A 24008-nucleotide genomic window follows, 5' to 3' on the forward strand; every position below is an offset into this window, starting at 1 on the left:
TGCGGGATCAGGGACCGTGAACTTTCCTCCGGCCTACTGCAGGCTCCGCCGGCCGGGGCGCGCGCGGCTTGAGCAGTATCACCCTCCTGCCGTTCCTTCTCGCCTCTACCTGCAGGTGATGCTTGCCGTGCTTGAGGTAGAAGCGGCCGTCCGCAGTCACCACGGCGACGTGCCCGCTGCTGGCCCGTCGACGCCCTGGCATGCCTCGTTGCACCCTCGCGCCGCAGCAGGCCATGAAGGAGTCCTGGGTCTCCGTGAGGCGGATAACGTCGCTCAGGCCGAAGCCCGCTTTGCCGCCTGGCAGCATCAGTCCAAGGGGTCCGGCGAGTCGGCGGAAGGCGTGGTCGCATTCCTCGACGACCGGCCGCCGCAGTTCACCTGGCCCCAGCCGTGAACCGTCCCGCTCCGGTGCCGACTGACCCTACCGGTCGGCCGAGCCGGAGCGGGTCAGCCGATCCGGTGCCGGCCCCGGAAGAAGGCCAGTGGCGCCGAGCGGCGGCCGTCGCCCAGTGCACGCACGCGTCCGACGCAGATCTCGTGGTCGCCCGCGGTGTGGACGGTCTCGATGTCGCAGTCGATCCAGGCCAGGACGTCGTCGATGCGGGGGCAGCCGCCGCCCGAGGGCGCCCAGCCGACACCGTCGAACTTGTCGGCACCCGTGCGCGCGAAGTTGCGGCACACGCCTTCCTGGTCAGCGGCAAGTACGTTGACACAGAACCGGCCGGCCCTCTTGATGACCGGCCAGGTGCTCGACGAATCAGCCGCGCAGAACCCGACCAGGGGCGGGTCGAGCGAGATGGAGAAGAACGAACCGATCGCGAGGCCGACCGGTTGAGTTCCGTCCATCGCGGACACCACCGCCACTCCGGTCAGAAACTGGCCGAGCACCTTCCTGAATACCTGAGGCTCGATCTCCGTTATCGGGGAGTCGGCCGTGACAGAGACAGGTGTCGAAGTCATGGGCACAGCTTAGGAATTGCTGCCCAATGTTTTCAACACCCGCGTTGAACATTATTTCTGGGATCGCCCTGTACGGCTATCGCGCAGGGCGCCAGCACGACGCGAGGAGTACCGCGGCGCCCAACAGGCCGGCGGTCACCCCGACCGTGAACCAGGTCCAGCCGACCGGCAGGAAGATGCCCAGCGCGCCGTCGGCGGACAGCCGTCCGGCGCCCGTGGCGGCGAGCGTGACGCCTGCCAGAGTGAGTGTCATGACGTACTCGTAGCCCTGTCCCGGACGGAAGACGAAGAAGCCGTTGCGTAGGTGTGCGGTCACCCAGGCGACCGTCATCACGCCGATGACACCGCCCGCGGCCAGGGGAGTCAGCAGGCCGAGGACGAGGAGGGCGCCGGCCCCCAGCTCGGTCAGGCTCGCGGCCCAGGCGTGCAGCCGACCGGGCCGCATCCCCATGTCTTCGAACCAGCGCGCAGTTCCTTCGATTCCGCCGCCACCGCGGATGTGGTTCCAGCCGTGGGCGGCCATGACTGCCCCGACGCCCACGCGCAGCACCAGGGCGCCGACGTCCAACACCGTCGTCGTACTCATCGAACACCTCCGAGGGATTGGTGGTCAGCTTGCTACCGGCTCGCCGACATCGTCAACTCATGTGTTGACGATGGGGCATTGGCTGGCTACGGTTCCCTCACTGCCGCCCCGGTCTGTCCGGCAGCGCGGCCCGATCCTGTGCGACTCCGTGCCACGTTTGTGGAATCCGGAGAATCTCGAATGCTTTCCAAGATCGTAAATTGTGTGCCGGCTCGCACCGCTTCGGTCAACTCGCGTCAATGGCCGCGGAATCGAGAGGACGTGACCAAATGGAGGACCTGACCACATGAGTGAGTCGACTTCCCGCTCGCCGCTGCGCGGAAAGGTGGCCATCGTCAGCGGTGCGGCCCGCGGCATCGGAGCCGCTACGGCGAGTCGCCTGGTCGCCGACGGCGCCCGCGTGGTCATCGGGGACGTGCTGGAGGGCCCGGGACGTTCCCTCGCAGCCGATCTCGCGCCGCACGCCCGGTACGTCCGTCTCGACGTCACCGATCCTGATGACTGGCGTGCTGCCGTGGAGGTCACCCAGGACACCTTCGGCAGTCCGGACATCCTCGTGTGCAATGCCGGCATCATGCTCTCCGGCCCGCTCGAGAAGACGACACCGGACGACTTCCGCCGCACGTTCGAGACGAACGCGATCGGCGTACTCCAGGGAATCCAGGCAGTGACGGGGCCCATGCGTGCGAACGGCGGCGGCTCGGTGGTCGTGCTCTCGTCGGTGGCCGGTGCGGTCGGTATCGAGGGGCTCAGCGCGTACTGCACGAGCAAGGCGGCCAACGCGATGATCGCCCGCTGCGCGGCGATCGAGCTGTCCCCGTACAACATCCGCGTCAATTCGGTGCATCCGGGCAAGGTCGATACGCCGATGAGCAGCGGCGCGGTCGCCGTCGTCGGTGAGGCCGCCGCCGCCGACCTGCCGCCGCTCGGGCGCGTGGGACAGCCGGAGGACGTCGCGGCCCTGATCGCCTTCCTGGCGGGCGACGATGCGTCTTACCTCACCGGCGACCAGCACTTCGTCGACGGCGGCCGGCACGCAGGAGTCCAGTACACCAAGCCCGTTGTCCGCGGGACCGGACCCGGGACCGGAATCAGGCCCGGCCGGTAGCGGCACGGGAGTCGCTCACCACAACGGCAGGCAGGTGGACAGATGCTTCTGAGAGCCGAGAACCTCGCACTGCGGTACCCCAATGGAGCGCTCGGTATCGAGGACGTCTCGATCGAGGCCGACGCAGGACAGATCGTCGCGCTGATCGGGGTGAACGGCGCGGGGAAGACCACGACGTGCCGGACCCTGAGCGGCTTCCTCGCTTCCGAGGACGCGAAGGTCGTGCGCGGCCGGGTGACGTACGACGGCGCGGACGTCACTGGATGGGAACCGCACCGGCTGGCGCGGGCCGGGATCGCGTCGGTCCCCGAACGCAACAAGATCTTCCCCAACCTGAGTGTGCGCGAGCATTTCGTCTCCGCGGGCATGCATCGCTCCCGTGCCCAGCGCGACGAGACACTCGCGTTCGGCCTGGAACTCTTCCCCCGGATCCGCGAGCGCCTGCGGCACAAGGCAGGCATGCTCAGCGGCGGGGAACAGCAAATGGTCGCCATCGTCCGAGCGCTGATGAACGGCCCTCGGCTGCTGCTCGTCGACGAGATGACGCTCGGGCTCCATGTCAGCCTGCAGCGCCCCCTCTTCGACGCGCTCGCGACCATCGCCGCACAGGGAACCGCGTGCCTGGTCATCGACGAGAGCACGACCCACGCCGTCTCGACGGCCCAGTACTGCTACCTGCTCGAGGGCGGTCGCACCACCGCACACGGCAGGTCCGCCGACTTCGCGCGCCTGGATCTCCTGGGTACCGCAGGCGCCGACGCGTAGTCGCTGACAGTGCACCTCGCACCACTTCGGCCCCACACACACCACTTCCACTTCACGCCCCACGTACGTACGCACCACGGCGTTGTACCGAGCGGCGTCGCCGCTCGACCACCATGGAGAGGACGGCGGACGCCATGCGCACGCAACCACGATCGAGACGAGCCCTGGCCGCTGCGCTGGGTGCCCTCACGCTGCTCCTGGGCCTCGTCGCCTGCGGCTCAGGCACGTTCGGCGGGTCAGGGACGAGCGGCAGCTCTCGGAAGATCGTGCTGATCTCGGACCTGTCCGGAGCCTTCTCCAGCGTGTCGGCGCCAGGCGCCGCTGCGGCCGAGATGGCTGTGCAGAACATCAACGCACACGGCGGCGTCAACGGCAGGAAGCTGGACCTGGAGGTCATCGACAGCCAGTCCAGTCCGGGCTCAGCACTCACGGCAGCGCACAAGGCGGTCTCCCAGAGCCCGCTCGCCGTGGTCATGCTCTCCGGGGCCGCCGGCGCCTCGTCCATCAGCCAGCTGGTGCAGTCGGCGCAGATACCGCTGCTGAGTCCCGCGCTGCCCGACAGTGCGCTGTATCCGGCGCAGCCGTACTTGTATCAGACGAGTCTGACCGCACGTCAGAACGCCGATGCCATCTACCGGTACGCCAAGGAGCGCCTCCACGGTTCCCTGGCCGGGAAGTCCGTCGCCGTCGCGGCCGTCAACTCCCCGTACGTCGACACCATCATCAAGCGGGCCGAGGCGCTGGTGGCCCGCGCGGGCGGCAGGATCGGCAAGGTCGAGCGATACGACGTACCGCTCGCGTCCTTCACCACGCAGGCCGGCGCCATCGCGCGCAGCAAGCCGGACCTCGTCCTCACCCTCGGGTCGACCGACGACAGCGTCGTCACGGCGAAGGCGCTCACCGCAGCGGGTGTCACGGTTCCGCAGCTCGGCATCCCCTCGGGCGCGGGACAGCCCACCCTGAAGCAGATCGCGTCTCCCCAGTACCACGCGCTGACCGCCAACCCCTACCCCAGCACGCTGCCCGGATTCCTCACCCTGGCCGAGAAACACGGGGCGCAGACGAAGGTGTCAGGATCGATCTTCTCGATGTCGGGCTGGGTCTCCGTGTACGCGCTGGCGCAGGCGATGAAGAAGTGCGGCTCCGACTGCACCAGCACCACGCTCGACTCCGCCCTCGAGCACGTCAGGAACTACACCGTGCCGCAAGGCGCGTCCTACGGCCCCGTCACGTTCAGCGCGTCCACCCACATCGCGATACGCACGGTCCGCTTCCACACCTACGACCCGGCCGAGGGCAGGTTCTCGCAGAGCGCGCCGATCACGCTGCCGTGACAGGCGCCGGTCCGCTCACCCCCACCCCATCCGACCGACCAGGCAGAGAAGGGCACTTGAGGTGAACGAGGAGCATCGAGCCACAGCGGCCGGGGGCGGACGTGATGCTCCGCGCCCCAACGCGATCGAGGTGCGCAATGTCGGCGTCGCCTTCGGCGGCCTGGCCGCCCTGACCGACGTCTCGGTGTCGGTCAGGGCCGACCACATCGTCGCGGTCGTCGGCCCCAACGGCGCGGGCAAGACCACCCTGTTGAACGCGATCTGCGGCCTCGTACCCACGAGCGGCGGCGAGGTGAGGCACAACGGCCGGGATGTCACCCGCGCTCGCCCCAGCCGCATAGCCCGCGGCGGTGTGGGGCGCAGCTTCCAGGATCCGCGCCTTGTCGACCAGGCCAGCGTCGTGGAGAACGTCCTGTGCGGCGCGCACACGACGATCGGTTACTCCCTCGCGGACACGCTCCTGCGCCGCCGCAAGGTCGCAGGGTGCGAGCGCAGGGCGCGCGCCGAGGCTATGGAGCTGCTCGACCTGTGCTCGCTCTCGCAACTGGCCGATGTCGAGGCCGGGCAACTCGCCTACGGGCAGCGCAAGATGGTTGACATCGTCCGGGCGACGATCGCCCGGCCCAGCGCTCTGCTGCTCGACGAACCGTCATCCGGTCTCGACCCTGCCGAACGCGCACGGGTCCAGGACCTGCTCGTCCGCATCCATCAGGAGTTCCGCATCCCGATGCTGGTCGTGGAGCACCACATGGATCTCGTACGGGCCGTTGCCGACCGGGTGCTCGGGCTCTTGTCCGGCGCGGTGGCGCTGGACGGGCCGACCGAAGCCGTACTGGATTCCGAGCAGTTCCAGGCGACCATGACGGGCGGTGCGCCCTCGGCCGCCTCCTTGGCTGCGCCCAAGGAGGCCGTCGCCGATGTCTGAACTCACCGCGGCCGTCGTCGGCGGCCTGTCCCTGGGAGCCGTCTACTCCCTGGTGACGCTCGGCGTCGTCCTCATCTTTCGTGCCACGGACACCTTCAACTTCGCGCACGGCAGCTTCATGCTGCTCGCCGCGCTCATCGTGGGCCGGTTGCAGCAGGACACCGGCCTCGGCTTCGCCGTACTGGCACTGATCAGCCTGGGAGCTGTCGGCGCGCTGGGTGCGCTCCTCTTCCGCCTGGTGCTGCGCTCGGCGGTGGGCAGGCCGCACTTCGTCGCCGTCATCGCCACGCTGGGCTTCGCCGCCGTGGCCGACGGGTTCATCGGCATCGGCTTTCCGGAGACTCAGTACTCGATCACGATTCCGGGGCTGTCCGAGGGAGCGACGACGATCTTCGGGGCGAGATTCAGTACCGCCTCGCTGGAGATCAGCGCGTTCGCCGTCGTCCTGACGGTCGCGCTGGTGCTCCTCTTCCGGTTCACCTCGCTCGGGGTACGTATCCGCGCCGGCGGCCAGGACCCGCTCCTGGCCAGCCAGGGCGGCATCAACATCCACTGGGTGTACCTCGGCTCATGGGTGCTGGCCTGCGTGCTCGCGGGCATCGCCGGGATCGCCTACGGCCAAGTGAACTCGGTCAACAGCGGGATCGCGGACCTCGCCATGCTGGCGTTCCCCGCCGCACTGCTCGGCGGCCTCGACAGCATTCCCGGCTCCCTGATCGGAGGCTTCTCCATGGGCCTGGTCGGGGGCATCGTCTCGGCCTACATCGGGGGAGAGTATGTCACCGTCGCCACGTATCTCGTGCTGCTCGTCGTCATGGTGTTCCTGCCGCACGGCATCGCCGGCACGCGCAGCGTCAGGCGGGTGTGAGTCATGAACCCACTACTGTCCGGTGCCACCGACGCTCCTGACGCCGCGGTTCGGCGCTCCGTGTGGCGTGGCCTCGTGCGGCAGAAGTACATCCTCATCCTTGTCACCGCTGCTGTGGTTGCCGTCACCACGACCAACTTTTCGTCGTACGCGGTCTATGTCGTCGATACGATCCTGCTGGCCGCGATCGGGGCGTTGGCCCTCGACCTCCTCATGGGCACCGGTGGTCAAGTCTCCATCGGGAACGCCGCGTTCCTGGCCGCGGGCGCCTATACGACGGTGTGGACCTTCCGTGCCGGCGTACCTTTTCCGTTCGACGTGATCGCCGGGGGAGTGCTCTGTGCAGCGGGCGGTTTGATCGTGGGGCTGCCCGCCCTCCGTATCCGCGGCATGTATCTGGCCCTGGCGACCCTGGCGGCGTTCTATCTGGCCTCCTTCGCTGCCCTGAAATACCAGGTCCATGCGGTCGGCGCGGCAGGATTCTTCCTCACACCCGTGTTCCCCGGGACCATCGGGGAGCAGGCGGTCAGTTGGGCCTGGCTGCTCGTCGGGGTCCTCGCCGCGACGATCGTCGCGGTGTCGTGGCTGGGCACCGGCCGCAGCGGGCGGGCCTGGCGCATGATCAGGGACCACGAGGTCGCGGCCGCGGTGATGGGCATCGAGGTGGCGCGGTACAAGCTCACCCTGTTCGTGATCTCGTCGGCGATCATCGGGGTGCAGGGCGGTCTGACGGCTCGGTTCACCGCCTCGGTGACGTACGAGAACTTCTCCTTGGCGCTGTCGATCTCGGTGATCGCGATGATTCTCATCGGTGGCCTGGACAGCCTGGCCGGGCCGTTGATCGGTGCTGTCGTCGTGATCCTGCTGCCGATCCTCGTGCCGAGTGTGATCGACACCTTCGTGACGTCGTCGACTGCCGCGCATGACGCCAGCGGGTACGCCGAGATCGCGTACGGGGTCCTCATCATGATCTTCATGATCGCGGCGCCGAAGGGACTTGTGGGCCTTGTCCGGGGGCTCGGCGTCAAGGCGTGTGCGGTGCGCCGCCGGGGCGCGGCTCGGGGTAGGACCAGGGGAACAAACTCAACGAGGTAGTTGACTGAGGTTGGAGTCGGCAGGGGCAGGCTGGCAGATCACCATCCCTGGGGTAGAGCGCTTTTCTGCCATACGTAAGGGAATCAGGCCCGTGCTACTGTCGGCCCAGTAAACGCATGGCCGATGGGATGACGATGGGTAGCGCACAGCAAAAGTCAACGCTCGCGATGAAACGCGACGCTGCCAAGGAGCGCGACCGTGCACGGTACGGCGCCAAGCGCGACAAGATCCTCAAGGCGGCCGGCCAGGTCCTTGAGCGCAAGGGGTTCGCGGGCACGACGATCGAGGCCGTCGCGCGGGAGGCCGGCGTGGACCGCGCCACGGTGTACTACTACTTCGAGGACAAGGGCGCCATCTTCCGCGCCGCGATCCATGACGGGCTGGCCGAGATGGTGGCCGCTCTCGAGGAGGTGGCCGCCAGCAGCGAGCCGCCAGACGTGCGGTTGCGCCAGTCGATGCGGGTCGTCATGCGGTCGTTCGAGCACCACTACCCGCAGCTCTACATCTATCTGCGCAGCGGCGATTCGGCCTCGGTGATCGATGAACACCTCAACCGCGAGCTGATCGACTGCGGCCGGCGCTACGAGGACGTGGTCGAACAGGTCGTCAGGGACGGTATCAAGCAGGGCGTCTTCAGGACCGCGCTGCCGCCCAAGGTCTTCGCCAAGTCCGTGACGGGCATGCTCAACTGGACCTCCCGGTGGTTCATCCCCGGCGGGATGCTCGATGCCGACGACGTGGCCGACGGCATGGCCGACATGGTGCTCAGCGGCGTGGCGGCTGGCTGAGGCTCCTGCCGCCCGACTCCGGGGTCCCGCAAGGACCAGTACGCGCAGCATCACAGAACCGCGGCCGTGTTCGGCCGCGGTTCTGCATGTACTCCGCTTTATGCCTCCGCAGGGCCCGCGACCGCCGTTTCTGCGCCCGGACGACCATCTCCGGAGGGTTGTTCTTTTTCAACGGATACGTTGATACAGTCACGGCCATGGACGAGTCCTCGCTCCGCGCGGATCCCAGCAGGCGCGCCTCGCCGGGAGTCCGGCTGAGCCGCCGCAATGGGTTCGTGCACGTCTGCCTAGACCGGCCCCCGATGAACGCCTTCACGACGGACATGTTCGAGCAGCTCCGCACGCTCATGACGAATCTGGGGGACGTCGCGGAGCCTGAGCCCGTGCTCGTGACCGGTGCGGGCCGCATGTTCTCCGCCGGGTTCGACCTCAAACAGGCAGATCCGGGCGGGTCGGGCGCAACTGCCGCCGCACGCGCCTGCGTCGCCTCGGTGCGTGACCATCCAGCCCCGGTGATCGCGGCGGTGGAGGGGGCCGCCGTAGGAGTCGGGCTGCTGATCGCCATGTCGGCGGACATCCTGGTGGTCTCGCGGTCGGCCCGGCTGAGAATGCCCGAGGTGACCATGGGGGTTGACAGTGACGTGGCCCCGCTGCGGCGCTTCCTGCCCGATCCCTGGATTCGCCGGATGTGTCTGACCGGCGAGGCGGTCATGGCGGCCGAGCTGGGGCTCGGTCATTGCGCCGGCGCGACCGTGTGCGAACCCGGCGCCTGCGTGGCGGCCGCAGAGAACCTCCTTGCGCCACTCGCGGACATCGAGGCGTCATACCTGCGGCGCGCCAAGCAGCGCCTGACCGAATCGCTTTTCAACGGATGCGTTGACTGAACCTCGAGCCGGTCCTAGCCTGTGATCTCTGCAGTCCCCGCTCTCGTCAGTTCTCATCAATCGACAACGAAGCGCGCCCGCCAGCCGGTTCGGCGCGTCGAGGTTGGGCTGGATTCATCATGACCGTTGCATACCTTGTGGACGGAGTACGCACCCCGATCGGCCGGTACGGCGGCGCACTGTCGTCCGTACGCCCTGACGACCTCGCGGCCCATGTACTGCGGGCCTTGAGGGAGAGGCAGCCGGCCGTGGACTTCTCGGCCGTGGACGACGTGGTCCTCGGCTGCGTGAACCAGGCAGGGGAGGACAACCGCAACGTCGCCAGGATGGCGCTCCTCCTTGCCGGGCTTCCCGACACCCTGTCCGGCACGACGATCAACCGCCTGTGCGGCTCCGGCGCCGATGCGGTCGCCGTCGCCGCACGTGCGATCCGGGCCGGCGAAGCTGACCTGGTCGTCGCCGGTGGCGTCGAGAGCATGAGCCGTGCACCGTTCGTCATCCCGAAGTCGGGGGCGCCGTTCGCCCGCACTCCCGAGATCTACGACACGACCATGGGCTGGCGGTTCGTCAACCCCGCACTGCACGCCGCCCACGGCACCGACTCGATGGGAGAGACCGCCGAGATCGTCGCGGCCGAACGCGGCGTGAAGCGTGCCGAGCAGGACGCGTTCGCGCTGCGCTCGCAGCAGCGCACCGCGAAGGCGCAGGCGGACGGGTGGTTCGACGCCGAGATCGCGCCGGTTGCCGTTCCCCGGCGGGGCGGCGAACCGGTGTACGTGGCACAAGACGAGCACCCCCGCGACACCGACGCGGACAAGCTCGCCCGGTTGCGCCCCGCATTCCGCGACGACGGCACTGTCACCGCTGGGAACTCCTCCGGCGTCAACGACGGTGCGGCCGCCCTCCTGCTCGCCTCCGAACGCGCTCTACAGGCATACGAGTTGACGCCCCTCGCTGTGGTCGCAGGCGCGGCGACCACGGGCGTCGCACCGCGGGTCATGGGCCTGGGACCGGTGCCGGCCACCCGCAAACTCCTCGACCGTGCCGGCCTGACGGCCGACGACATCGACGTCATCGAACTGAACGAGGCATTCGCAGCGCAATCCCTTGCCGTGCTGCGCGAGTTGGGAATCGCGGATGACGCCGAACACGTCAACCCCCACGGGGGCGCCATCGCCCTGGGCCATCCGCTGGGCATGAGCGGCGCCCGGCTCGTGCTGACCGCCGCGCGCGAACTGGCCGGAAGGGCCGGCGCTCGCCGCGCGGTGGTGACGATGTGCATCGGCGTCGGACAGGGCATCGCCGTACTTCTGGAGGCTGTATGAGCAGCATCGTTGTCCGCCGTGAAGGCGCCCTGTGGTGGGTCGGTTTGAACCGCCCTGACCGGCGCAACGCCCACGACGAGGCGATGGTCGGCGAGATGGAGGAGGTGCTGGGCGAGGCCGGCCGTGCGCCGTCCATCGTGCTGATCCACTCCACCACGCCCGGCATCTTCGCCGCAGGTGCCGACATCCGGGAAATGCGCGAGCGGGACAGCGACTACGCGCTGCGCGGCATCAACGCCCGGCTGTTCGAGAAGCTCGAGGCGCACCGCTGGCCGACGATCGCCCTCGTCGACGGCGCGGCGCTGGGCGGCGGCTGCGAGATGGCGATGGCCTGCGACTTCCGCATCGCTAGCCCGCAAGCCCTCTTCGCTCAGCCGGAACTCTCGCTCGGTATCCTTGCCGGCGCAGGCGGAAACTGGCGGCTCACCCAGCTCGTCGGCCTGGCCACAGCCCGCCGCATGCTCTACGCGGGCGCCAAGCTCGACGCCGAGGCGGCCCTCGGCGCCGGCCTGATCGACGAGATCGCCGACGACCTTCCCGCACGCGGACGCGAGCTGGCCACCACCATCGCACGACGCTCCTGGCGCGCCCTGGAGTTGACCAAGGCGGCCTTGCGCGCCCACCGTCCCGCCACCACGTCCTTCGACGTCACGGCGCAGGCCCTGCTCTTCGACGGCGAGGACAAGCGCGAGCGGATGACCGCGTTCCTGGAACGCCGCAAGAGGTGACCCTCAAGGTCCGAGGACCTGAGGGTCAGGACGGACGTCCCGTTACGCCGGTGGCCGCTGCGGATCCGCAGCGGCCACCGGCGCGAAGCGCGGCGCGCGCTTCTCCCTCCAGGCGGCCACGCCCTCACGGTGGTCGGCGGAGGCCAGGGCCGCTTCCATGAGGTCCGCCGCCTGCGCGTAGGCATCTCGCAGCGACAGGTCCGCCGCGTCGGCGAGTTGCTGCTTGATCGTCCTCCAGCTGCTCGGCGCGCCGGCCGCCACGAGGTCGCGTGCGTATGTCAGCGCCACCTCGCGCGTCTGGGTACGGTCGACGGCCGCGTTGACCAGACCGATCTCTGCGGCCGCGGAGCCGGTGATGGTGCGTGCGGACAGTAGCAGGTCCGCGGCGTGTGCCCGTCCCACAATGCGGGGGAGCAGCCAGGCCGCCCCGTGTTCGGCGATCAGGCCGAGGCGGGCGAAGGCGGTGGTCAGCTTGGCGTCCTCGGCGGCGATGCGGATGTCGCAGCACAGTGCGAGCACGAGGCCGATTCCTGCCGCAGGGCCGTTGACCGCGGCGATGACGGGCTTGGGGAATGCGGCCAGCTCAAGCAGGTCGCGCCGGCCCTCGCGGCCGGTCGGCCGGGGTCCCCCGCCCAGCATGTCCATGGAGGCGCCGGCGCAAAAGCCGCGGCCTGCGCCTGTCACCAGCACAACCCGCACCTGCGGATCGATCGCGGCGGCATCGAGCGCGGCGAAGAACTGCGCCTCCAACGACAGTGTCCACGCGTTGAGTTGGGCGGGCCGATTGAGGATCAGCTGAGTGATGCCCGGTTCGGCGGTGTCGATGATCAGCTCTGTGGTTTCCACGGTGCCGAGCGTAGCCAGCCTCGTCTTCAAATTTCAACGGTAGCGTTGACAAAGGCTGCTAGCCTGACAGAGTGGACTCATCGAACCGGATAGAACGAGTGACCGTCATCGGGGCCGGAATCATGGGGTCAGGGATCGCACAGCTGGCCGCAACTGCCGGCTACGAGGTCGCCGTCCACGACGCGGATCCGTCCCAAGTCGCCGCGGCCCGCACCCAGATCGAGGCGAGCCTGGCGAAGCTGGTGTCCAAGCGGGCGGTCGCCGAGCCGGTGGCGCAGCGAGCGCTGGAGCTCCTGCGCCATCGTCCCTCGGTGGCCGAGGCGGCGGACGGGGCGGACCTGGTCATCGAGGCCGTCGTGGAGCGACTCCCCGTCAAGCAGGAGATCCTCGCCGAGGCGGCGGGAGCCGCAGCGCCAACGGCGTTGCTGGCCACGAACACGTCGCAGTTGTCCATCACGGCGATCGCCGCCGGGCTCGAGGGCGCAGGCGATCGTGTGGTGGGCCTGCACTTCTTCAACCCGCCCGCGCTGATGCGGCTGGTGGAGGTGGTCGCGGGCCTGGAGACCAGCGAGGAGACCGTGACCGCTGCGCGCGCCTTCGCCGACAGCCTGGGTAAGGAGACCGTGGTCTGCAGAAAGGACAGTCCGGGCTTCCTGACCTCCCGCATCGCGGCGATCGTGCGTCTGGAGTGCCTTCGCATGTTGGAGGAGGGCGTCGGTACGGCGGAGGACATCGACCGCGCGCTCCGGCTCGGCCTGAACTTCCCCATCGGCCCGCTCGAACTCGGAGACCGCAACGGCCACGACACGTTCCTGCTGGCAGCGGAGTCGATGGCCCAGACGCTCGGTGAACGTTTCCGGCCCACCGTCGGCCTGCGCAACCTCGTGGCGGCCGGGCGACTCGGGCGCAAGTCGGGCAGGGGGATCTTCCGATACGACGAGCGGGGCCGAAAGATGCCCGGCGACGGCGCCTGACCATCTTCAACGAGTACGTTGAACATGGCTCACCCGCCGTCACCGATTCGACCCGCACGAACGCAATGCCCCAAGGAATGCCGCAGCAGCGAATCGCTACAGGAGTCAGTCGAGTGCACTCAACGCATACCGGGAGCCCCGGACTCAGCGAACTGCAGGAGCTCACCAAGTCGGCCAACATCCCGACCCTGTTGATGGTGATCTATCAGGTGACCGGCGACCCGCGCTGGCTGGAGCCGCCCTACCGCCCCACCCGCACCAAGGGCCTGGGCGACCACGACACCGGAGGACTTCCCGACGACGTCCAGGCGGCCATCCGCCGCGCGGCCGCGCAGGCCTTCGACCACCTCGCGCAGGGCAAGCTCCCGGCCATCGAACTGCCGACACCCGAGCAGACGGCCGCGATGCTGGGGGTGTGCGTCGGAGAGCAGGTCGACGCCACCTACGGGCAGATGTTCAGCGAGGAGTTCCGCCGGCGCATCGCGGATGACCAGGTCGGCGCTCAGGCCACGGACACGCCGTCCGTCGGCGTCCCCCCGGGCTTCCGCGTGCTCGTCATCGGTGCCGGTGTCTCCGGCATCATCGCGGCGCGCCAACTGAACCAGCTGGGCGTGGACTACCTCGTCGTCGACAAGCATGAGGCCCCGGGCGGCAACTGGCTGGACAACCGCTACCCGGGCGCGGGCGTTGACACCCCCAGCCACCTGTACTCGTACTCATTTGCCCCGCACGACTGGAGCCACCACTTCGAACTACGCCCGGCCCTCGAGGAGTACTTCGACCAGGCCTACGAGAACGTGGGCGCACGCGAGCACACCCGCTTCCGCACGGAGGTCGTGCGTGCCGAGTACGACGAGCGCGCAGCCAGCTGGTCGGTCACGCTGCGGGCGGCGGACGGCACCGTCGAGGTCGAGTCCTTCAACGCCGTCGTCGGCGCGGTAGGCCTCCTCAACCGGCCCAAGTACCCGGAGATCTCCGGGTACGGCAGCTTCGAAGGGCGGTCGTTCCACTCCTCCGAATGGCCCGACGACCTGGATGTGACGGGCAAGCGGGTCGCCGTGATCGGCAGCGGGGCGAGCGCCATGCAGATCGTGCCCGCCATCGCCGAGCAGGCCAGCGAGGTGAGGGTCTTCCAGCGCACCCCGCCGTGGATCGCGCCGTTCGAGAAGTTCCATCAGCCGATCACCGAGGACGCTCGCTACCTACTGCGGACGTTCCCGCTCTACCGCACCTGGTACTGGCTCAAGCTCTACTGGCAGTTCGGCGACAAGGTGCTCGACTCCCTGCGCAAGGACCCCCAGTGGCCGCACCCCGAACGCGCGATGAACGCTCGCAACGACGGACACCGCGTGTTCTTCACCCAGTACATCCGCGACGAACTGGGGGAGCGGGCCGACCTGTTCGAGAAGGTGCTGCCCGGCTACCCTCCGTACGGCAAGCGCATCCTCCTCGACAACGGCTGGTACCGGGCACTGTGTCGCCCGGACGTGACCCTGGTGACCGAGGCGGTCGAGAAGGTCACCCCGACCGGCGTGGTCGACCGGTCCGGTGCGGCGTACGACGCGGACGTCCTGGTGTGGGCGACCGGCTTCGAGGCCTCGCGGTTCGTGGCCTCGATGGAGGTGGACGGGCGCGATGGCATCACCCTGCGCGAGGCGTGGGAGGACGACGACGCGCGTGCCTATCTGGGCGTGACCGTGCCAGACTTTCCAAACTTCTTCCTGGTCGGCGGCCCCAACTCGTTTCCGGGCAGCGGCAGCTTCATGTACTTCATGGAGGTGCAGATGCGGTACATAGCCCGGCTGCTGCTGGACATGTTCCGGACCGGGGCGAGGTCGATCGACGTACGCAGAGATGTCTTCGACGAGTACAACGAACTCGTCGACCGCACCAGCGAGATGACGGTGTGGGCCCATCCGGGAACCAACACCTACTTCCGCAACTCGCGCGGCCGGGTCGTCTTCGTCTCGCCGTTCCGCAACATCGAGTATTGGACGCGCGCCGAGCGCTCGAGCATCGAGGACTACCGGGTGCTCGCCTGGTCGGACGCCCCGACGCGGTCCGCTTCGTAGATCCACAGCGCAGATCCACATCGTAGTTCCGCACCCTGGTGCGCCATGTGGTCAACGAGTATGTTGATCGATCATCGCCTCGGAACGGCAGCGCACCGCAGGGCTTGCCACGTCAGTGAGGGGATTCATGTTCGTACACGAGGCAATAGCCGAAGAAATAGCCGCAACAGGCACGGACACCGTGTTCGGCCTGATCGGGGACGCCAACCTGTTTATGGTCCACTCCTTCGTAGAAAAGCAGCACGGCAGTTACGTGTCCGCAGCCCACGAAGCCAGCGCCGTCATGATGGCCTACGGCTATGCCTGCCGCAGTGCGCACCTTGGCGTCGCCACCGTCACACAGGGGCCCGGTCTCACCAATACGGCGACAGCGCTCACCGAAGCCGTACGGTCGAGTACCCCACTGCTTTTGATCACCGGTGACACAGCGCCGAGCAACAGGCTCAACCAACAGAGCCTCGACCAGGAGCCGTTCGTCCGGGCGACCGGAGCTGGGTACGTGGTCGTCGGGTGGCCGGGCGAGGTCCGCTCCGCCGTCCGGCGGGCGGCGCGGCAGGCAATGGAGCAGTCCTGCCCGGTCGTCCTGAACTGCCCGACGGAGTACGCCTGGGTGGACATCGGTACGGAGCCGGAAGACACCGAGGGTGCCGCAGGCCTGCCGCTGTCGACGTCGCAGGATCTCCCGGTGTCGGAGGGCGAGATCGACGAGGCTCTCGGTGTGATCGCCGCGTCCCGCCGCCCGCTCGTCCTCGTCGGCCGAGGCGCCATCGGCAAGGAGCACCGCCAGGCCGTACTCGACTTCGCCCAGCGGATCGGCGCCCCCATCGTCACCACGCTCCGAGCCCGGGGCCTCTACAGCGCCGATGAAGGCAGCGTCGGCGTCTGCGGGACCGTCTCGACGGAGCCGGGCGTCCTTGCCATCAGCGACAGCGACTGCGTCATCGCGTTCGGCGCGAGCCTCAACACCTGGACCACGGTCCGCAATTCGCTCTTCGCTGACAAGCGGGTGGTTCACGTCGACACCGACAAGTCCCGCTTCCGCGGCGAAGTCCCGGTGACCGCCACGGTCCTGGGGGACGCGGCAGCCGTCGCTCAACGCTTCATCGAGTTGCTGGACGCTGCCGAGGTCCGCGGCGCGGGCTTCCGCGAGCGCGCGACGGCAGGTGTCACCGACGCCGACCTCACCTGGGACGCCCCGCTGGGCGACAAGGTGACCCTCGCCGGCGTCCTCAGCGCGGTGAGCCGCGCGCTGCCGGGCCGCCGCACGGTCGTGCACGACGGGGGCCGCTTCCAGGGCGAGGCGTTCAAGTACCTCTGCGGCCCCACCTACCGTAGCGAAGTGCCGACCACTGACTTCGGGGCCGTCGGGCTCGGGATGGGCGCCGCCATTGGCGCCGCAGCCTACGCACGCGACGAACCCACCGTGCTCGTGACCGGCGACGGCGGATTCATGATGAACGGCCTAGCGGAACTGCACTCCGCCATCCGCGCCGGACTGCCACTGACCGTCATCATCTGCAACGACGGCAGCTACGGAGCGGAGTACGACCAGTTCGTGAACAAGGGGCTCAATCCGCAGCTGTCGCTGTTCCAGTGGCCCGACTTCGCCGACGTGGCCCGCTCGCTGGGTGCCGAAGGGCTGACGGTGGAGGCAGTGTCCGACGTCGCAGCCGCGCTTGCCGCCGTCGCCGCGCCAAGTCGCCCCGTCGTCATCGATGTGCGCATCGCTCCCCACGACATCCCGGAGGTCCCGCATTGATCGGCACAAGCACGGGCAGAGGCACAGGCGGCAGTAACGCCACCGGCATGGACTTCGGCAAGAAGGGGCCCTCGCCCGCCCCCGGTCGCGGCGACCCGATTTCCACCATCGGCGACGTACTCGACTCCGCGTCCGCCAACTGGGCCGAACGGGTCGCCCTCGTGGACGGCGAACACCGCTGCACCTACGGGGAGTTGCAACGTCGCGCGCGCAACGCGGCGGGTGCGTTCATCGAGCTGGGCGTCCGCAAGGGCGACCGGGTGGCGTTGTGCCTACCCAACGGCCTGGACTGGGCGATCGCATTCTTCGGCGCCGCCTACGCGGGCGCGGTGGTGGTGGCGCTCAACACGGCCCTCTCGGCCCCGGAACTCGAGTACCAGGTCAGCCAGTCCGGAGCATCGGTCCTTGTGGTGCGCGGCGAATACCGTAAGCGCGACTATCTGGCGACAGCACGTCAGATACGGGACGCCGTCGACACCACGCTCACGATCGTGGCTGTCGACGGAGGCGATCGGCCCGACGCGTCCGATGACGTCCTGGCATGGGACCGCCTCATCCGTACCGCGCCGGCCGAGGCATCGCTGCCCGCCCTGAGCAGAACCGACCCCGCGATCATGCTGTACACGTCGGGCACGACCGGACGTCCCAAGGGGGCGGTGCACACCCACAGCTTCGTGATGATGCTGTCCGCCGGGATCGAGCATCTGAGGCTGAGCGAGCGCGATGTACTCGTGCTCTACCTCCCGCTGTTCCACATCTACGCTCTCGTCGCCGGCCTGCTCATGTGGACACGGGCCGGGGCCCGCCTCATCCTCATGGAACGGTTCCACGCGGCCGAGTCGCTGAGGCTGATCGAGCAGGAGCGCGCGACGGTCATGTACGGCATCCCTACGACGTACATCGACCAGCTCAACGACCCGGCGCTCGAGACGACCGATCTCGCCACCGTGCGAATGGCCTTCACCCCGCTCGCGTACGACCTGTGCTGCAAGGTCAGGGACACGATGGGTGTGGTGTGCCTCAACCCGTACGGCATGACGGAGACCGCGGCCCTGGTGATGGTGGCCGACCCGGACGATCCGCCGGAGATCGCCCTGCGGACGGTCGGGCGTCCGCTCGCGGGCATGGAGGCGAGAATCGTCGACGAGACGAGCGGAGTTCCGGTGCCCAGCGGCACCCCCGGCGCGCTGTTGATGCGCGGCCCGTCGATCCTGTCCGGGTATCACGAACTGCCGCAGGCCACCGCGGACGCGTTCGACGGGGACGGGTGGTTCAGGACCGGGGACATGGCGTCCATGGACGATACAGGCAATGTCACCTTCATCGGCCGGAGCGGCGACAGCTACCGGGTGGGCGGCGAGATCGTCGACCCGGTCGAGGTCGAAGCGGTGCTCCAGTCGCACCCCGACGTGCTGCGTGCGGCGGCGCTCGGGGTGCCCGACGAGCGCCTGGGCGAGGTCGGCCACGCTTGGGTGCAGGTGTGCGGCGGTGCCGGCGTTGCGGAGGACGAGCTGCGCGAACGCGTGGCGGCCGAATTGGCGTCGTTCAAGGTGCCTCGCCAGGTCCACTTCGTCACCGAGTTCCCGACGACGCCGAGCGGCAAGATCCAGAAGTTCCGGCTGCGCGACTCGCTCCTGGCCGCGGGGGAGTGAGCTCGGGCGCGACGAAACGGGGTGGGGCGGCCCGCGCCGCCCCACCCCGCAGTCCGTACGCCGGCCGCTACGGCTTGTCCACGAACCGGATGATCGCCTCGGCCGAGTTGGCGTACGCGGACAGGTGGCGGGTGTAGTCCTGTTCGGTCCGGTACGCCTGCTCCAGCGGGAGCGTGTCGGTACGGACCACCGAGGCCTTCGCCATGCGGATGGCCACCGGGTCCTTGGCGGCGATCTCCTTCGCCAACGCGTGTGCCTCGGTGAGAAGTTCAGAGGGTTCCACGACGGCCTCGATCCCGCCGAGGCGGTACATCTCGGCGGCTGGCACGCGCTGACCGGTGTAGAACATCCGCCGCGCCTTGCCCGGACCGACCATCCACTGGGCGAAGGATGCCGCCCCGAGGACGCCGACGTCGATCTCCGTAAGGGCGAAGGTCGCCGACCGTGCGGCCAGGACGATGTCGCTGACCGCGGCCAGGGCGACCCCGGCGCCCACCGCAGCCCCGTTGACGCCGCAGATCACTGGAACCGCGCAGTGCCGTATCGCGAAAAACGCTTCGCGGGTGAGGTGGTAGGGGTCGCCGACGTGGGCCGAAGGGGGCTCGGAGCGTTCGACTTTGAGGTCGTGGATGTCGCGGCCGCCGCAGAAGACCCGGTCGCCGGCTCCGGTGAGCACGATGGCCGAGACGTCATCCCTGTCGCGGAAGCCGTCGAAGACCTGCTTGATCTCTCGATAGGTGTCGCGGGAGAGAGCATTGACCGGGGGCCGGTCGATGACCACCTCGGCGATGCGCTCCCGCGTTGTCACTGTGAGTCCGGGCATGCGGTGAAGGTATTCCTGCCGCCGATCTATGTCAACGTAGACGTTGAGAAAGCTGCACGATGTATGGCCTGAGGATCTGATACCAAGTTCGCGGTGTTCACCGCGCATTGAGCAGCTCAAGTGACGCCTGCGCGAGCCGATGTCACCATCTGAGAGGTGCGAGTGTCGGCTCTTTTCAACGTACCTGTTGTCTAAGGGTCGTTGGCTGCCCTAAGGTCGCACTCAGCTCCGGTACCCCTGGGTGTACCGGTATTGACATCCAGTCGAAAGGCAGGCGTGCGGTGACTGTTGAGGCGACGACGGCTCTGTTCGATGAGGTCGACGAGTCGATGCGGGGTATCAAGGTCATTGACGTGGACACCCACCTGACGGAGCCAGCGGACCTGTGGACGTCCCGGGCGCCGCGGGCGCTGAGCAAGCGGGTGCCGCGCGTCGTACTGGCCCCGGACCTCACCGACGAGATGCGCGAACAGGTCGCCAAGCTGGGGACCACCGGGCCGGTGGACAAGGCGCCGATGTGGGTCGTGGACGAGCACCAGGTCCTCGGTCCCGCCGGCGCCGGCAGCGTGATCAACCGCAACAACGAGAAGGTCAAGGGCAGTGTTTTCCTGCAGTGGCCGCTCGACGAGTCCTCGCTGGCTGCGTCCTTCGTCGGCCCGCGCGTGGCGATGATGGATCAGCTCGGAGTCAGCGCGCAGATCGTCTTCCCGAACGTGGTGGGCTTCGGTGGGCAGAACTTCTTCCGCATCAGCAACCACGACCTGCGCATGTCCATCGTGCAGATCTGGAACGACGCGATGGCCGACATGCAGCGCGAGTCTGGCGGCCGGATGCTCGGCATGGGCCTGCTGCCGTGGTGGGACATCGACCGTACTGTGGCGGAGATCAAGCGCATCGCCGAACTCGGGCTCAAGGGCGTCATCACCAACGCCGACCCGCAGAACCAGGGCCTGCCGGACCTTGCCGAGCCGTACTGGGACCCGATGTGGCAGCACCTGCAGGACCTCGAGCTGCCGATCAACTTCCACTGCGGCGCAAGCGCCACGCAGCGTACCTACAACGGCGGTTCGCCCTGGCCGTCGATGAGCCCGAACAGCAAGCTCGCCGTCGGCTCCGCGATGCTGCAGATGGGCAATGCGCGCATCGTCGCAAACATGATCCTGTCCGGGGTATGTGAACGCTTCCCCCGGCTGAAGGTCGTCTCGGTCGAAAGCGGCATCGGCTGGCTGCCATTCATGCTCGAAGCCCTCGACTACCACGCCGACGAGAACGCGGCCGACGGCCTGTCGCTGCTCCCCTCGGAGTACTTCCGGCGGCAGATGTACGCCTGCTTCTGGTTCGAGTCCGGCCCCAGCCTGATCGACTCGATCGAGCGCCTCGGCGTGGACAACTGCATGTTCGAGACCGACTTCCCACACCCGACCTGCCTGTTCCCCGAGCCGCTGCGCAGCACGGCACCGACGTTCAAGGGCGTCGACGCCGCCATGCGACGGAAGGTCTTCAGCGAGAACGCCGCGCACGTCTACAACATCGATCTCGCCGCACTGTGACAGGTCGCCCACAGCGGGGCCGCTACCACGGCGGCCCTGCCCCGACGACGGGCGACGGGGGCCACGCCACGAGCCGTCGCACCGTCGAGCCGGCCGCGGGCCAAGAGCCCGACCATGAGCGGCCGTTCAGTGCGCGCTTCGTGACGCCCCTGTTCATGGGCGCAGCCCTCAACCCGGTCAACAGCTCGCTGATAGCCACGGCGCTGGTCTCCATCGCGGTGGCGATGCACGTCCCCGTCGGACAGACCGTGGTCCTGATCTCGTGCCTGTACCTGACCAGTGCGATCGCCCAGCCCATCGCGGGCCGCCTCTCGGAGGAGTTCGGCCCGCGGCGGGTGTTCCTGGCGGGCATCACTGTCGTGCTGGCCGCAGGCGTCATCGGCGGGCTGGCCGCGAACATGGCGACCTTGGTGGTAACACGGATACTCATCGGCCTCGGTACGTCGGCGGGCTACCCGGCGGCCATGTTGCTGATCCGTCGCCGGGCGAGCGAGGCCGGCCTCGACGGGCCGCCGGGCCGGGTGATCGGGGGGCTGACCACCACCAGCGCGGCAACCTTGGCGATCGGACCCGCCCTTGGAGGGGCGCTGGTCGGCTGGTTCGACTGGCGCGCGGTCTTCTGGATCAACGTGCCGGTGGCGGCGATCGCCTTCGTGACGGCGATGCTGTGGATCGCCAAGGACACCGAGTCGATCCGCGGGCACTCGATCCGGGACCTGCTCGGCCGGGTCGACCTGCCGGGCGTGATCCTCTTCGGCCTCTCGATCACGGCCCTGCTCGTCTTCCTCATGGCGCTGCCCGGGATCAACGCCATCGCGCTGGGATTGTCGGTGCTCGCCGCGGTGGCACTGGTGATCCTCGAACTTCGCGCAGGCAACCCGTTCCTCGACGTACGGCTGCTCGTGTCCAACACACCCTTGACCCGTACCTACGTGCGCTACTGCCTCACCCTGCTCGGCATTTACGTGGTTCTCTACGGGCTCACGCAGTGGATCGAGGAGGCCCGTGGCCTGTCCGCGTACCAGGCAGGACTTGTCCTGATCCCGATGGGCGTGCTGTCCGCGGTGACCGGGAGGGTGGTGTCGTACTACAACAGGCTGTGGCCGTCGCTGCTCGTCTCGGCGGCTGCACTCGTCCTCGGCGCGGTCGGCATGCTCTTCCTCCACCGGCGCAGCCCCCTACCGGTGCTGATCGGCGTCACCGTGGTGTTCGGCCTGGTGGCGGGCTTCGGGAACGTCACCAACCAGACGGCCCTGTACCAGCAGGCTCCGGCCGAGAAGGTCGGCACCGCGTCCGGCCTGCTGCGGACCTTCGGCTACGTCGGATCGATCGCCGCGGCGACGATCACGGGCACCGCGTTCCGCTCCCAGGTGGGGGACGCAGGGATACACCGAGTCGCGGTCATCCTCATCGGGATCGGAACCGTCGTCCTGCTGATGACGGTCCTAGACCGGCAACTTGCCTGCTCCGACCTTACGACGAGCCGCTCCCCGGCGTGATCAGCCAGTAGGGCCTGGGCCTGGAACGCCCTGTCCTTGTGGGCCCGGTATTCCTGCTGCGGACACCAGGGAACAAGTAATCCGTCGGTAGGTTCTGGGTCTACTTGATGCCCTCCAACGACACTTGCCAGGTAGAGCGCGAAGCCCCAGGTGTGACGAGCGCCCCGGAAGCGCAGTCGGGTCCTTCGGCACCGCCCGTCCTGCCGCCCACGTCACGGCTGCTTCGTGATCACTTCCCGTGAGGCAGGAGGCCGACACGTCAGGTGCCGGAGAGACAGCGAGGCTCAATGCGGCACCGGCAGGAAGACCATGCCGCGGGGCCAGCCGCAGAGTCGTGTTCTCGACGCCGCCGAAGCTGCACACCAGCCACACGGTTCCGGCGATGAGCATGCTGAGCGTCGCGGGTGTGGACCGCACCAGCGAGAGTCCGTACCCCGCGAGGAGTGTGCGGACGCCGGGGTGCGGAATGATGGAGGCAACTGGGAAGCGCGGTCGCCTGTCCTGGAAGCGTGGGTGGCCATGTCCGGCGTGGTCAATCGCTCCTTGCGCCGTAGGCGGAGCAGCTTTCGGTCGCGCGGGCAGGCGGCCTCGACCGCGCGGGGCCCTGGGCCGTCGTCCGGGGAGGAGAGGGCGCTGCGGGTGTGCCGACGGTATAATCGGGACAAGAGTCCCGGTTATCTGAATATGCGGGATGCTCAACCCGTATATTGAACCGGAAAGGTTCCACCGTGCGCGCCGACGCCCAGCGAAACCGCCAGCGCATCCTTGAGACGGCGCGTGAGGTGTTCTCCCGCGACGGCTTGTCCGTCCCTGTCGCGGAGATCGCCCGCCGGGCCGGGGTAGGTACCGGAACGGTCAGTCGGCACTTTCCGACCAAGGAGTCCCTGTACGAGGCGATCGCCCGCATGCTGACTGCCGAACTCGCCGACGAGGCATGCCGCCTGGCGGACACCAGAGACCCGGCTGAGGCGTTCTTCGACTTTTTCGCCTACCTGGTCGACCGGGTTCGGAAGAATCGGGGACTGACCGAGGGGATGAGCGGAGCGGGATTCGACATTCCCAGCGCCGTTACCGACGAGTCCCGCAGGCTGGCCGCGGCGGAAGCGGCGCTGCTGGCTGCGGCTCAGCGGGCTGGTTCCGTCCGGGCCGACCTCGCCGTCGCTGACATGCGGGCTCTGATGGTCGGCTGTGTGGCGCGCGAGCAGGATGCTACGGATCCGAAGGTCCGCCGACGTATGATCGACATCGCGTCCACAGGGATGCGGCCCAAGTCCTGATGCCGGGCAGGCGTGAAACTGGCACCGCACGACACAGGCACCGTTCAGCGTGCTCTTGCGAGGAACCCCGGGGGTTCACCCCCGGGAGGAATCGCATCCTGTGGTGGCGATGCGCAGCATCGCCGCGGCAACGGGCGCGGAGCGCACGTAAGAAAACGGGCCGCAGCGCCCGGTGAGGAATAGTCACATA

General features: G+C 68.4%; 22 protein-coding genes. 18 read left to right on the forward strand and 4 right to left on the reverse strand.

The genetic code is table 11. The features are described from left to right. Positions 1 to 16 precede the first annotated feature (16 nt). The gene (locus ACWFR4_RS43305) at positions 17 to 394 is read left to right on the forward strand and encodes a hypothetical protein (RefSeq protein WP_453656959.1); all 378 of its coding nucleotides are present in this window, start codon (positions 17 to 19) and stop codon (positions 392 to 394) included. Positions 395 to 447: 53 nt separating this feature from the next. On the opposite strand, the gene ACWFR4_RS43310 is transcribed toward ACWFR4_RS43305, so the two are convergent. Together ACWFR4_RS43310 and ACWFR4_RS43315 are read right to left on the reverse strand one after the other, a co-directional pair. After that, on the reverse strand, positions 448 to 960 hold the full coding sequence (locus ACWFR4_RS43310) for a flavin reductase family protein (RefSeq protein WP_453656960.1): 513 nt from the start codon (positions 958 to 960) through the stop codon (positions 448 to 450). A 76-nt stretch (positions 961 to 1036) separates the two neighbouring features. Continuing rightward, a complete protein-coding gene (locus ACWFR4_RS43315; RefSeq protein ID WP_453656961.1) occupies positions 1037 to 1546 on the reverse strand; it encodes a DoxX family protein in 510 nt (169 codons plus the stop codon). Between the two features lie 286 nt (positions 1547 to 1832). On the opposite strand from ACWFR4_RS43315, the gene ACWFR4_RS43320 reads away from it, so the two are divergent. The 10 genes from ACWFR4_RS43320 to ACWFR4_RS43365 all read left to right on the forward strand — a co-directional run bounded on the left by ACWFR4_RS43320 (position 1833) and on the right by ACWFR4_RS43365 (position 11366). Beyond that, entirely contained in the window at positions 1833 to 2654 is an 822-nt protein-coding gene (locus ACWFR4_RS43320; RefSeq protein WP_453656962.1) for an SDR family NAD(P)-dependent oxidoreductase, read from the forward strand. A 42-nt stretch (positions 2655 to 2696) separates the two neighbouring features. Then, the gene (locus tag ACWFR4_RS43325; protein ID WP_453656963.1) at positions 2697 to 3419 is read left to right on the forward strand and encodes an ABC transporter ATP-binding protein; all 723 of its coding nucleotides are present in this window, start codon (positions 2697 to 2699) and stop codon (positions 3417 to 3419) included. A gap of 134 nt (positions 3420 to 3553) precedes the next feature. Beyond that, on the forward strand, positions 3554 to 4753 hold the full coding sequence (locus tag ACWFR4_RS43330) for an ABC transporter substrate-binding protein (protein WP_453656964.1): 1200 nt from the start codon (positions 3554 to 3556) through the stop codon (positions 4751 to 4753). A 61-nt stretch (positions 4754 to 4814) separates the two neighbouring features. Then, a complete protein-coding gene (locus tag ACWFR4_RS43335; protein ID WP_453656965.1) occupies positions 4815 to 5678 on the forward strand; it encodes an ABC transporter ATP-binding protein in 864 nt (287 codons plus the stop codon). Continuing rightward, entirely contained in the window at positions 5671 to 6546 is an 876-nt protein-coding gene (locus tag ACWFR4_RS43340) for a branched-chain amino acid ABC transporter permease (RefSeq protein WP_453656966.1), read from the forward strand. Before ACWFR4_RS43335 ends, ACWFR4_RS43340 begins: the two co-directional genes overlap by 8 nt. Positions 6547 to 6549: 3 nt before the next feature. Then, positions 6550 to 7641, forward strand: coding sequence for a branched-chain amino acid ABC transporter permease (locus ACWFR4_RS43345; RefSeq protein ID WP_453656967.1), 1092 nt, complete (start codon positions 6550 to 6552; stop codon positions 7639 to 7641). 167 nt (positions 7642 to 7808) lie between these two features. After that, positions 7809 to 8429, forward strand: coding sequence for a TetR/AcrR family transcriptional regulator (locus ACWFR4_RS43350; protein WP_453656968.1), 621 nt, complete (start codon positions 7809 to 7811; stop codon positions 8427 to 8429). Positions 8430 to 8626: 197 nt separating this feature from the next. Beyond that, positions 8627 to 9313 (forward strand): enoyl-CoA hydratase/isomerase family protein, encoded by a 687-nt coding sequence (locus ACWFR4_RS43355; RefSeq protein WP_453656969.1) that lies wholly within the window; start codon positions 8627 to 8629, stop codon positions 9311 to 9313. 119 nt (positions 9314 to 9432) lie between these two features. Continuing rightward, on the forward strand, positions 9433 to 10638 hold the full coding sequence (pcaF, locus tag ACWFR4_RS43360; protein ID WP_453656970.1) for a 3-oxoadipyl-CoA thiolase: 1206 nt from the start codon (positions 9433 to 9435) through the stop codon (positions 10636 to 10638). Continuing rightward, positions 10635 to 11366 (forward strand): enoyl-CoA hydratase/isomerase family protein, encoded by a 732-nt coding sequence (locus ACWFR4_RS43365; RefSeq protein WP_453656971.1) that lies wholly within the window; start codon positions 10635 to 10637, stop codon positions 11364 to 11366. The genes pcaF and ACWFR4_RS43365 overlap by 4 nt, the downstream gene beginning before the upstream one ends. 42 nt (positions 11367 to 11408) lie before the next feature. On the opposite strand, the gene ACWFR4_RS43370 is transcribed toward ACWFR4_RS43365, so the two are convergent. After that, a complete protein-coding gene (locus tag ACWFR4_RS43370) occupies positions 11409 to 12212 on the reverse strand; it encodes an enoyl-CoA hydratase-related protein (RefSeq protein ID WP_453656972.1) in 804 nt (267 codons plus the stop codon). Positions 12213 to 12283: 71 nt separating this feature from the next. On the opposite strand from ACWFR4_RS43370, the gene ACWFR4_RS43375 reads away from it, so the two are divergent. The 4 genes from ACWFR4_RS43375 to ACWFR4_RS43390 all read left to right on the forward strand — a co-directional run bounded on the left by ACWFR4_RS43375 (position 12284) and on the right by ACWFR4_RS43390 (position 18669). After that, positions 12284 to 13186, forward strand: a complete 903-nt coding sequence (locus ACWFR4_RS43375; protein WP_453656973.1) for a 3-hydroxyacyl-CoA dehydrogenase family protein — start codon at positions 12284 to 12286, stop codon at positions 13184 to 13186. A 113-nt stretch (positions 13187 to 13299) separates the two neighbouring features. Then, complete coding sequence (locus tag ACWFR4_RS43380) at positions 13300 to 15258, forward strand: flavin-containing monooxygenase (protein ID WP_453656974.1); 1959 nt, start codon at positions 13300 to 13302, stop codon at positions 15256 to 15258. A 127-nt stretch (positions 15259 to 15385) separates the two neighbouring features. Continuing rightward, positions 15386 to 17017: a thiamine pyrophosphate-binding protein gene (locus ACWFR4_RS43385; RefSeq protein ID WP_453656975.1), complete on the forward strand. Its 1632-nt coding sequence runs from the start codon at positions 15386 to 15388 to the stop codon at positions 17015 to 17017. A 47-nt stretch (positions 17018 to 17064) separates the two neighbouring features. Beyond that, a complete protein-coding gene (locus tag ACWFR4_RS43390; protein ID WP_453656976.1) occupies positions 17065 to 18669 on the forward strand; it encodes a class I adenylate-forming enzyme family protein in 1605 nt (534 codons plus the stop codon). Positions 18670 to 18736: 67 nt separating this feature from the next. Here the strand turns inward: ACWFR4_RS43390 and ACWFR4_RS43395 are convergent, their stop codons facing one another. Beyond that, positions 18737 to 19492 (reverse strand): enoyl-CoA hydratase-related protein, encoded by a 756-nt coding sequence (locus ACWFR4_RS43395; RefSeq protein ID WP_453656977.1) that lies wholly within the window; start codon positions 19490 to 19492, stop codon positions 18737 to 18739. Positions 19493 to 19773: 281 nt separating this feature from the next. Between ACWFR4_RS43395 and ACWFR4_RS43400 the strand changes: the two genes are divergently transcribed. The 3 genes from ACWFR4_RS43400 to ACWFR4_RS43410 all read left to right on the forward strand — a co-directional run bounded on the left by ACWFR4_RS43400 (position 19774) and on the right by ACWFR4_RS43410 (position 23818). Further along, on the forward strand, positions 19774 to 21042 hold the full coding sequence (locus tag ACWFR4_RS43400) for an amidohydrolase family protein (RefSeq protein WP_453656978.1): 1269 nt from the start codon (positions 19774 to 19776) through the stop codon (positions 21040 to 21042). Next, positions 21039 to 22541, forward strand: coding sequence for an MFS transporter (locus ACWFR4_RS43405; protein ID WP_453656979.1), 1503 nt, complete (start codon positions 21039 to 21041; stop codon positions 22539 to 22541). Before ACWFR4_RS43400 ends, ACWFR4_RS43405 begins: the two co-directional genes overlap by 4 nt. Before the next feature lie 728 nt (positions 22542 to 23269). Continuing rightward, positions 23270 to 23818: a TetR/AcrR family transcriptional regulator gene (locus tag ACWFR4_RS43410; RefSeq protein ID WP_453656980.1), complete on the forward strand. Its 549-nt coding sequence runs from the start codon at positions 23270 to 23272 to the stop codon at positions 23816 to 23818. Positions 23819 to 24008: the final 190 nt, after the last annotated feature.

It is taken from the genome of Streptomyces sp. NPDC055140, assembly GCF_053607285.1.